Annotated in this window: 8 protein-coding genes; 2 read left to right on the top strand and 6 right to left on the bottom strand. The window is 65.3% G+C overall.

The window, feature by feature from the left end:
- A partial coding sequence (locus tag LPZ50_RS20565) for a DUF1840 family protein (RefSeq protein WP_268903518.1) occupies positions 1-179 on the top strand: 179 nt, incomplete at its 5' end.
- Between the two features lie 93 nt (positions 180-272).
- Positions 273-590: a hypothetical protein gene (locus LPZ50_RS20560; protein WP_230664470.1), complete on the top strand. Its 318-nt coding sequence runs from the start codon at positions 273-275 to the stop codon at positions 588-590.
- Positions 591-595: 5 nt separating this feature from the next.
- On the opposite strand, the gene LPZ50_RS20555 is transcribed toward LPZ50_RS20560, so the two are convergent.
- The 6 genes from LPZ50_RS20555 to LPZ50_RS20530 all read right to left on the bottom strand — a co-directional run.
- Entirely contained in the window at positions 596-1,396 is an 801-nt protein-coding gene (locus LPZ50_RS20555) for a carbohydrate ABC transporter permease (RefSeq protein WP_230664468.1), read from the bottom strand.
- A complete protein-coding gene (locus LPZ50_RS20550) occupies positions 1,393-2,268 on the bottom strand; it encodes a carbohydrate ABC transporter permease (RefSeq protein WP_230664466.1) in 876 nt (291 codons plus the stop codon). The genes LPZ50_RS20555 and LPZ50_RS20550 overlap by 4 nt, the downstream gene beginning before the upstream one ends.
- Before the next feature lie 12 nt (positions 2,269-2,280).
- The gene (locus tag LPZ50_RS20545; protein ID WP_230664464.1) at positions 2,281-3,576 is read right to left on the bottom strand and encodes an ABC transporter substrate-binding protein; all 1,296 of its coding nucleotides are present in this window, start codon (positions 3,574-3,576) and stop codon (positions 2,281-2,283) included.
- 15 nt (positions 3,577-3,591) lie between these two features.
- Complete coding sequence (locus LPZ50_RS20540; RefSeq protein WP_230664462.1) at positions 3,592-4,656, bottom strand: ABC transporter ATP-binding protein; 1,065 nt, start codon at positions 4,654-4,656, stop codon at positions 3,592-3,594.
- Positions 4,657-4,819: 163 nt separating this feature from the next.
- On the bottom strand, positions 4,820-5,641 hold the full coding sequence (locus LPZ50_RS20535) for a phosphodiesterase (RefSeq protein WP_230664460.1): 822 nt from the start codon (positions 5,639-5,641) through the stop codon (positions 4,820-4,822).
- A 47-nt stretch (positions 5,642-5,688) separates the two neighbouring features.
- Positions 5,689-5,903, bottom strand: a 215-nt coding sequence (locus LPZ50_RS20530; RefSeq protein ID WP_230664458.1) for a TOBE domain-containing protein, incomplete at its 5' end; no start/stop codon positions are given.

Here is a 5,903-nt window from a genome sequence, read left to right as displayed (position 1 = left end):
CGGCCGACGACCAGGCCCACGCCCCCAAAGACAACGACGACGATCCGGACAAGGCGCCCGTGCACCCCATCGCCCAGACGGTCGAACTGCGCCAGCGGGCCTTCCCGCTGCTCGACATGATGCGCCGCTCGCTGGCCGAGGGCGCCGATGTCACCTGGGAAGCCACCAAGGGCTGGTAAGCGCCGGCAATGTCGCAGGTTTGACAGTCTGCGGCCCCGCCTGCGCGGCATACTGCACCCTGGTTCTTATATTTCTTGTCACGGAGGCCTGCCATGCGCAGCGACGTCACTGTCATTTTCGACGCCCGCCGATCAGTCGACCTGTCTGTAGACGTGGCGCCGTCGCCGCAGGCCGCGGCCGACGCGCGCGACTGGTTCGAATCGGCCTGGGATACGCTGGGGTGCGAACCCCTGCGGCCCAGCGGCAAGGTCTTGCTGCTGGACAAAATCATGGGCGTGGCCGACGCACTGGGCTACGACATATTGTCGACCGACCAGAAAGAAAGCCAGGAATTCGCCACGCATGCCGCCCTGGCCCTGGACAAGCCGCGCATCATCGTGGATTTGCCCGGGCTGTCGGTGGGCTACTGATCCAGCTAGCGGATGCCGGCCCGCATGAACGACTGCACGAACTGCCGCTGAAACAGCAGAAACGCCACCAGCAGCGGCGCGGCCGATAGCAGCGTGGCCGCGGTGATCACCGACCAGTCTATGCCCTGGTCGGTGGCGGCGAACACCTGCAGGCCTACCGTCAGCGGACGCGATTCCACCGAATTGGTAATGATCAACGGCCACAGGAAATTGTTCCAGTGGTGGCTGACAGACACCAGGCCATAGGCCACGTAAATGGGCTTGGCCAGCGGCACATACACTTTCATCAGCACCTGCAATGGGCCGGCGCCTTCCACGCGGGCGGCTTCTTCCAGTTCGCGCGGTACGGTCTTGAAGGTTTGCCGCAGCAGGAAAATGCCGAAGGCCGAGGCAAAGTACGGCAGGCCCACCGCAAACACCGTATCGCGTATGCCCAGCCAGCTCATCGAGCGGTAGTTTTCCACCAGCAGCACATCGGGCATGATCATCAGCTGCAGCAACACCAGCATGAACACCAGGTCGCGTCCGCGGAACTCGAAGCGCGCGAAGGCGTAGCCCGCCAGCGTGGACAGCACCAGTTGCGCGGCTAGCACCATGGTGACCAGCATGAAGGTGTTAAGAAAATAGCGCGGGAACGGCGCCGCGTGCCAGGCGCGGCTGAAGTTTTCCAGCGTCAGCGGCGCCAGCAGGTCGAAGCGCGTGGCGTACGCGGGCGGGTGGAACGCCGCCCACAGGGCGTACACCAGGGGCAGAATCCACAACAGGCCCAGCAGCCAGGCGCCCAGGGTATCCAGCTTTTGGGTCATTGGTAGTGCGTCCTGCGATCGAGCCAGCGGAACTTCACCAGCGCGGTAATGGCCAGAATCAGCAGCAGCACGACAGTCAGCGTGGCCGCGTACGAGGTGTCCCAGAAACTGAATCCCACCTGGTAGATATAAAACAGCAGCAGGGTGCTGGCGTTATCGGGGCCGCCGCGCGTCATGACCACCACGTGGTCCACCAGGCGGAAGGCGTTGATCAGCGCATTGACCAGCACGAACAACGTCGTGGGCATCAGCAGGGGCCACAGCACGCGCCGGAAATATTGCCAGCGCGACGCCCCTTCCAGCAGGGCCGCCTCGCGCAGCGAGGGCGACACCGTCTGCAGTGCGGCCAGGTAGAAAATCATGAAGAAGCCGGCTTCTTTCCAGATGGTTACCACCATCAAGGCCGGCAGCGCCGTGTCGCGGCTGCCCAGCCAGTTGGGGCCGGGCATGCCGAACACCTGCATCACCTGCGCGATCAGGCCATATTGGGGCGTGTAGAAGAACAGCCAGATATTGGCCACCGCCACCATGGGTAGCACGGTGGGGGTGAAGTAGGCCATGCGCAGGAACCCGCGCCCGGCCAGCTTGCGGTTCACCCACAGTGCCATCGCCAGGGCAATGGCGATGGACGTGGGAATGGTGCCCAGCGCAAACCACAGGTTGTTCCATAGCGACTGCCAGAACACCGGATCGTCGCGCATCAGCGTGTAGTTTTCCCAGCTCACGAAGCGCGCCGGCCGGCTGCCCCGCGGGGTGGAGAAAAAGCTGTGCCATACCGTGGCCAGCGCCGGGTAGTGCGTGAACGCGGCCAGCAGCACCAGGGCGGGCAGCAATAGCAGCCAGCCGTAAACCGCCTGCAGCGACCGGTTCATGCTGCCCGGCCCCTAGCGGTACGAACGCAGCACGCGGTCAGCCTCGCGCTGCGCGTCCTGCAGCGCCTGCTCGGGCGTCTTGGCGCCGGTCAGCATGCTTTGCAGGGCATCGTTCAGCGTCTTGGTCACGCGCTGGTTCTCGTGCGTGGAGAACTCCGCCACGCTGACGTCCAGCTGGTCGCGCGCCACCGTGGCGGCCGGCACTTCCTGGGCGTACTGCTTCATCTTGTCGGTTTCCCAGGCGGCCGGCGTCACGGCCACATATCCCGTGGCAATGCTCCAGTCGGCGGCGCGTTCAGGGGTGGTGGCCCATTGCGCGAACTTCAGGGCGGCGGCCTGCTGTTCGGGCGTGCCGCTCTTGAATATGTAGAAGTTGCCGCCGCCGGTGGGGCTGCCGCCGCGCTTGGCCTTGGGCATCATGGCCACGCCGAACGGAAAGTCGGCGTTCTTGCGGATGTTGGTCAGGTTGCCGGTGGTGGTCCACACAATGGCCGCCTTCTTTTCCAGGAAGTCCTTGGGCGTGGTGCCCCAGTCCACCGTGCCGCGCGGCATCACGCCGTGCTTGGCCGACAGGTCGTTCCAGAAGGTGGCGGCCTCGATGACCGCGGGCTTGTCCAGGTAAACCTCATTGCCTTCTTCATTCATCAGGATGGCATCGTTGGGCGTGGTCAGGGCCTGGAACAGCCAGTAGGCAAACGCGCCGCCCGAGGGAATCTTGATGCCCCACTGCGTGACGTTGCCGGCGGCATCTTTCTTGGTCAGCTTCTTGCTGTATTCGACCAGTTCGTCCCAGGTGGCCGGCGCGCGCTCGGGGTCCAGGCCGGCCTGCTTGAACAGGTCTTTGTTGTAGTACATGACAATGGTGGAACGCTGGAACGGCACGCCCCACACGTGGCCGCCCGTACGGCTGTTCTGCATGAACGCGTCGTAGAACCCCCCAAGCCACTTCTTGTCGGCGTCCGATTTGGCCAGGCCGTCCACCGGCACGATGGCGTCTTCGTCGATCAGGGTGAACATGTCGGTGGACAGCAGCACGGCCAACTGCGGCGGGTTGCCGCCTTTCAGCGCCGTCAGGGCCTTGGCGATCGAGTCCTGGTACGAGCCCGCATAAATGGGCTTGATGTCGATGCCGGGGTTTTCCTTTTCGAAATCCGTCACCATGTTGTCGACGATCTTGGTGATGGGGCCGCCGACGGCCACGGGGTAATAGAACTCGACTTCGACGGACTTGGCCTGCGCGTGCAGCGGCACGGACAGGAAGGCGCCGGCCAGGCCGGCCGCCAGGGCTTTGAGAGCGGTGCGTCGCATGGTGTTTTCCTAGAATCAAGCGTCGCCGGGGCGACCGGTGGGGGAGATGACCGCTGCATTGGCGGCAAAAAAATGCTGGTGTTCCGGCTGCCAGGCCAGGCCCAGCGCGTCGCCCGCGTCGGCCCGTACATGGCCCGCAGCGCGCACCGCGACGCCGCTGGTGTGGCCCAGGCGGCACACCACGATCGAATCGGCGCCGAAGTACTCCACGCTTTCCACCACGGCGGGCCTGCCGCCGGCATCGATGCGGATGTGTTCGGGGCGCACGCCCAGGCGCACGGCGCCGGCCGGCGCACCCAGTACGGCGGTGTCGGTGCCGGCAATGGTGGGCGAACCGCCCTGCGCGGCCAGGCCGATCAGGTTCATGGGGGGGGTGCCGATGAAGCGCGCGGCGAATTCAGTGGCGGGGCGCGCGTACAGCCCGTCGGGCGTGTCCAGTTGCTCGATGCGTCCGCCGCGCAGCAGTACCACCTGGTCCGCCATGCTCATGGCTTCGGTCTGGTCGTGCGTGACATACACCATGGTGATGCCCAGCGCCTGCTGCAGGGCGCGGATCTCGCGCCGCATGTCGTGGCGCAACTGGGCATCCAGGTTGGACAGCGGCTCGTCCATCAGGCATACCGGGGCCTCCGAGATCACGGCCCTTCCCAATGCCACGCGCTGCTGCTGCCCGCCCGACAATTGCGAAGGCTTGCGGTCCAGCAGCTGCGACAGGCCCAGCAGGTCGGCCACGCGCTGCAAGCGGCGTGGGTAGTCGGCCGCGGGCTCTTTGCGCACCTTCAGGCCGAACAGGATGTTCTCCCGCACCGACAGGTGCGGAAACAGCGCGTACGACTGGAACACCATCGAAATGCGCCGCTGCGAGGGCGGCAGGTGCGTGACATCGCGCTCGCCGATGCGTATGCGTCCCGATGTGGGCGTGTCCAGGCCGGCAATCATGCGCAGCGTGGTGGACTTGCCGCAGCCCGATGGTCCCAGCAGCACCGTGAAGCTGCCCGACGGCGCGGTGAATCCAACGCCCTGGATGGCGGCGGCGTCGCCGTACTGTTTGGTCAGGTCTTCCAGAATGAGCGTGGACATAGTTCTTATGTGTGCAACGTCAGGCTGAGATGGCCCGCCGCCAGGGCGGTCCGGCGCCCGGGGACGCCAGGCTGCGTGGCCGGGCCCTCTATTCTGGCCGCAAATGAAATCCTTTTCATTCTGCGGTGCAAACATGACGCCGGCATGTCAGGCCCCCGCGGATTCATTCGTCGATCAGGGCCCCGCCTTCGTGGAATGGGTACGGGCCCGGATAGGCCCCGATGTAGGCATGATGCGTGATCAACGCGCCATCGCGCCATTCGTGTAAGTGGAAACCCGGGGGCTCCATGACGAAGGCAGAAGGCCCGTCGGCGCGCAAATCCAGCGCCACTTGGTGAGCCGGGCTGGGGCATGTGGACGCCACCGTGCCGCCGAAGCGCCGGAAAATGGTGCGATGCAAATGGCCGCACAGGATTCTTTCCACATTGGGATGCGCAGCCACGATGGATTCCAGCGCCTCCGAGCCCTGCAGCAGGCCGATGGCGTCCATGTGGGCAATGCCCGTCTTGAATGGCGGGTGATGCATGGCAATGACCGTGGGCCGGCCCGGCTGTTCGGCCAGGCGGTCGCGCAGCCATTGCAGGCGCTGTTCGCACAGCATGCCATGGCTTTGCATGGGCACCACGGTGTCCAGCATCACCAGGCGCACGGGGTGGTCTTCCACCGTGTACTGCACGAAGCCGTCCATGTCCCGCAAATACCGGTGATCGGGAAACCCCGCCGCCAGTTCTTCGCGGGCGTCGTGGTTGCCGGGCATCAGGTAGTACGGAATGCGCAGGCCGTCCAGCATGTTTTTCAGGTGCGCGTATTCCTGGGGGCGCCCGAAGTCGGTCAGGTCGCCGCTGATAATGGCCAGGGTGGGGGCGGGATCCAGCAGGTTCAGCGCCTGCACGGCCGGTGGCAGATAGCGGTCGGTTTCGACCACGCGATAGGCCTTCTGGCCCGGCATGCGGATATGCAGGTCGGTGATTTGAGCGATAAGCATGATGAGCCTGAATTCGGAAAAAATCGGTTATGCGCAGTGTGCGCCTGCTATCGGGCCAGCGCCACGCTCACGGTGTCGCCCGCGGCGTGGCCGCTGTGGGCCGGGGCCACCACGGGAAAACGCTGGCCGTCTTCCAGGCCGATTTCGTAGCGCACGGATCCGCCCAGGAAAAAGCGCGCCAGCACGCGCATGGGGTGGAACTGCCGGCGCCCGAACTGGCCCAGGTCGAGCGCACCCAGGCCGTGGCGTATGTGCGGCCGCA

This window comes from Bordetella petrii (assembly GCF_020991325.1).
In the GTDB taxonomy this organism is placed as follows: Bacteria; Pseudomonadota; Gammaproteobacteria; order Burkholderiales; family Burkholderiaceae_B; genus Bordetella_A; species Bordetella_A petrii_E.
Note: the sequence above shows the minus strand (reverse complement) of the source record. Positions and strands in the feature narration are given on the sequence as shown.